General features: G+C 75.9%; 5 protein-coding genes and 1 pseudogene. 4 read left to right on the top strand and 2 right to left on the bottom strand.

Annotated elements, in window-relative coordinates; translation table 11 throughout:
- Together ACI78S_RS25040 and ACI78S_RS25035 are read left to right on the top strand one after the other, a co-directional pair.
- Positions 1-788: hypothetical protein (locus ACI78S_RS25040; RefSeq protein ID WP_456977700.1), on the top strand; the 788-nt coding region annotated here is incomplete at its 5' end.
- Between the two features lie 216 nt (positions 789-1,004).
- Positions 1,005-2,057: a PD-(D/E)XK nuclease family protein gene (locus ACI78S_RS25035; RefSeq protein WP_456977699.1), complete on the top strand. Its 1,053-nt coding sequence runs from the start codon at positions 1,005-1,007 to the stop codon at positions 2,055-2,057.
- Between the two features lie 88 nt (positions 2,058-2,145).
- Here ACI78S_RS25035 and ACI78S_RS25030 read toward each other — a convergent pair whose 3' ends face one another.
- Entirely contained in the window at positions 2,146-2,646 is a 501-nt protein-coding gene (locus tag ACI78S_RS25030; protein ID WP_456977698.1) for a single-stranded DNA-binding protein, read from the bottom strand.
- 158 nt (positions 2,647-2,804) lie between these two features.
- On the opposite strand from ACI78S_RS25030, the gene ACI78S_RS25025 reads away from it, so the two are divergent.
- The gene (locus ACI78S_RS25025; protein WP_456977697.1) at positions 2,805-3,323 is read left to right on the top strand and encodes a hypothetical protein; all 519 of its coding nucleotides are present in this window, start codon (positions 2,805-2,807) and stop codon (positions 3,321-3,323) included.
- Positions 3,324-3,442: 119 nt separating this feature from the next.
- Positions 3,443-3,667 carry a hypothetical protein gene (locus ACI78S_RS25020; protein ID WP_456977696.1) on the top strand — a complete coding sequence of 75 codons (225 nt, stop codon included), beginning with the start codon at positions 3,443-3,445 and terminating at the stop codon, positions 3,665-3,667.
- Between the two features lie 33 nt (positions 3,668-3,700).
- Here ACI78S_RS25020 and ACI78S_RS25015 read toward each other — a convergent pair.
- A pseudogene (locus ACI78S_RS25015) lies at positions 3,701-3,827 on the bottom strand (IS481 family transposase); the annotation flags it as partial.

Raw genomic sequence — 3,827 nt, 5'->3', positions numbered from 1 at the left:
ACCGACCGCTGCTGGTCGGCGCCCGCAGCGTGCACGTGGGGATCAAGCCCAACGACGACCCGGCCAAGGAGATCACCGACCGCAACGCCACCGGCCGGCTGCTCGAATGGCTCGTCTTCGACGCGCTCAAGTGCGACCCGGGCACCGCCCACGTGCGCGACCTGGTCTCCTTCCACGGCGGTGAGCTGCTCGACCACGAGCGCGAGGACGAGGCCCGCACCCGCAGGACCGACGGCCGCGGCAGCCGCACCGGCGAGCCGGACGTCGCCGACCTGGTGGCGCGGATCCAGGACGCCGGCGACGACGACGAGCTGCGCGAGGTGTGGGTCGTGGCGAACCGCAGCGCGCTGCTGCAGGTCGACGTCGAGACGCCCGGCGGGAACTACACCCTCGCCGAGCTGATCCAGGCGCGGCACGAGGAGTTCCTCGAGGCGTCGGTGCAGGCCCACCCCGCCGGGCGGCGGGCCAGCCGGGCCGGCACGCCGGCGAGCGCCGCGGTGGTGGACGCCGCCCGGACCGCGGCCGCCCGCCCGGCCGCGGGGCGCGAGGCCAAGGCGCCGCAACCGCTGCTGGTGTCCTCGCCGAACCCCGACGACCCCAAGGACTGCCGGGTCAACGCGGCTCGGCGGGGCGTGCTCGCCAGCCTGGAGAGCCTGGGCGTGAGCGGGGACGACATCGCCGACCGGTTCGGCCGCCCCGCCGAGCAGGTGGCCACCAAGCGGCTGAGCGCGCTGGTGCGCGACGTCATCTCCTCCCAGCGGGCCGACGGGCAGCAGGAGATCGCGTGACGGGACCGCGCCGGGCCGGGGGGGGCCCCCCCCCCCCCCCCCGGGGCCACCCCCCCCCCCCCCCCCCCCCCCCCCCCCCCCCCCCCCCCCCCCCCCCCCCCCCCCCCCCCCCGCCCCCCCCCCCCCCCCCCCCGACGCCCGCGGCCGGCGGCCGGGCGCCTGAGGGCGCCCGCGCGCCACGCCGCCCCGAACCACCACCCCGGAACGAGGAGAGCCATGACCGCCGTCCTGCCCGCCCGCCCCACCGCCGCCGAACGGCGTGCCGCCCCCAGCCTGGCCGCCGCGGTGCGCGACCTCGACGCCCGCCGGGCCCGCTCCCGCCAGCGGATGATCGGCGCCTCCGAGCTGGGGGAGTGCCGGCGCCGGGCGGCCTACCGGATCGCCCGCCGGCGACCCACCAACACCCACACCGGCCTGCAGGCCTTCCTGGGCACCGAACTGCACCGCGGCGTGCTGCGCGCGCTGCGCCGCCAGTACGGCGGGCTGACCGAGGTCGCCCTCAAGGGCGAGCAGGTCAAGGGCCGCGCCGACTGGTGGCACGCCCCCGTCGTCGAGGACCTGAAGACGACCTCCCGGTTCGGGTTCGAGAAGGTCCTCACCCGCGGGGTGCCGCTGCGGCACTGGTTCCAGGTCGCCGTCTACGCCTGGCTGCTGCGCACCGGGCAGACCCACGACCGGCGGCTCCCCGCCGGCACCGAGTGCGACGTCGAGGGCCTGCGCATCCGCTACCTGTCCCGCGACTCGGGGGAGGACGTCGTCTTCGAGGCCGACCACGACCCGGCGCTGACCGCGGAGGCGATCCTGTGGCTCGCCGAGGTCTACGGCACGGTGGAGGACGACGGCGCCGACGCCGTCCCCCGCGACGGGTTCGGGCCCGGCGTCGACAGCATGTGCGACTGGTGCCCCTTCCTCGACGCGTGCTGGGGGCCGCCGGTGGACCCGGAGACCGAGGCGGGGCTGTCGCGGCAGTCGCGGCTGACGGTCACCGAGGAGGACTACGTCGAGGCCGTCCGGGACTACGACGAATGGCGCACCGCCGAGAGCGAGGCGCGGCGCCACAAGGAGTACGCCCGGGAGCGGCTGCGGGGGCGGTCCGGACCGGCGGGCGAGCTGCACTGCGAGTGGTCGGGCGGCAACCTGCGCACCCAGGTCGACAAGGACGCCGCCGTCGAGCGGCTGATCGAGCTGGGCGAGGTCGTCCCCACCCGCACGGCGCGCAGCCCGCAGTCCATCCGCGTGACGAAGAACGTGACCTCGTCGGCCGCCTGAGCGCGCCGCGCACCCGGCACGTGCCGAACCGCCGAGGCCCAGGATCGGGGAGATCCTGGGCCTCGGCGGTCTCGACGGTCGTCGGTCGCTAGAACGGCGGCTCCTCGCCGGTGGCGCCCACCGGCACGGCCGCCCACGGGTCCTGCGCGCCGCCTCGGCCGGCGTCGTCCCCCGCCCGGAAGTCGTCGCCGGCCCGGAAGTCGGCCGCGGGACGGCCCTCGGAACGGGCCGCCTTCGCGATCGTCGCCGTCGCGTAGCGCAACGACGGGCCGATCTCGTCGACCTCCATCTCGATGACGGTGCGCTTCTCGCCCTCCTTGGTCTCGAAGGAGCGCTGCTTGAGCCGGCCCTGGGCCATGACCCGCGAGCCGCGGACGAGCGAGCCCGCGACGTTCTCGGCCATCTGCCGCCAGCAGCTGCAGCGCATGAAGAGCGCCTCGCCGTCCTTCCACTCCTGGGTCTGGCGGTCCAGGGTGCGCGGGGTGGACGCGATGGTGAAGTTGGCGACCGCCGCGCCCGAGGGCGTGAAGCGCAGCTCGGGGTCGCTGGTCAGGTTGCCGATGACGGTGATGACAGTATCGCCGGCCATGATCCGGTCCTCCGTGTTGTCGGTGCATCGCTCGGGGTGAGCGCCTGGAGGCTATGGCGACCCACCGACACTTCCGAGGGTCCGGCGGGAGGTCGGGAGCGGTCGACGCGCCGGGGAGGGAGACCGCTGCTGTCGGCCCGTCGCCTTATGGTTCGGCCGTGGCAGGCGATCCGGAGTCGGCGGTCCCCGCGGCGGCCGACGTGCACCTGGTGCTCCTGTCCTGGGACGGCCCGCACGGGCGGTTCCGGCAGCGGGAGGGGGCCCGCCTGGACGCGGCGCTGCTGTACGCCCGCATGTCGGCCGGCGACCCCGGTGCGGAGCTGGTCGTCCACCGGTTCCTCGACGCCTGGCGGGAGTACCTGCGGCTCTCGCTGGCCGGCCTCGCCGACGAGCTGGGGCCGCTGCGCGGCGAGCCGGTCGAGCTGGGCACCGGTGACGTCTTCCAGCAGTGGGCCGCGCTGGCCGCGACGCTCGTGGACCTGTGGCCCGATGCCGAGGCCGACGCGGCCACCGCCTCGCGGGCGCTCATCCGCCTGCAGACGGCGTTCACCTCCGAACGGGTCGACGTCGCCGCGGTGCACCGCGAGATGCTGGCCGTCGCGAACCTCTTCAGCGGCATCGAGGCCCGGGCCGAGGCCTCGCTGGAGTGCCTGCGGGAGCGGCACGACCCCAGCTGAGCCGCCGAGATCCTCGACACGCCACCGCGGATGATCTTGAGACGTCCCGAGCGCGGGTGCGAGACTCCGTAGACCCGGGAGCGACGCCGCCCCGAATCGTGCCGGACGGAGGGGGCGGGGTGCCCGAGCAGAGGCTCGACGTCGTGGGCCTGCGCGACATCGCCAGGATGCTCGAGGTCGACGGCCGCACGCCGACGATGTGGCGCCACCGCAACGTGCTGCCGCCCGAGGACGGCTACATCAGCGGCAACGTGCCGGTCTGGCACCGCGACAAGATCCTCGCGTGGGCCGAGGCCACGGGCCGGCTGCCCGACCGGCCCGCTCGCCGGCGCGGGCAGGGCTGAGGCCGCCGCTCCCGCAGCGCGGCACGCCCGCCGCTAGGTGTTCTGTCCCACGAGGTCGTTGACAGTGATGCGGCTGATCGGGGTCCGGCCGCCGATCGCGGTGTGGCTGCGGTGATGGTTGTAGGCGTGCAGCCAGCCGGGCAAGGCTGCGGCGCGTTCT

This window comes from Geodermatophilus sp. SYSU D00815 (assembly GCF_054050035.1).
This window is presented reverse-complemented; position numbering and strand designations above follow the sequence as displayed.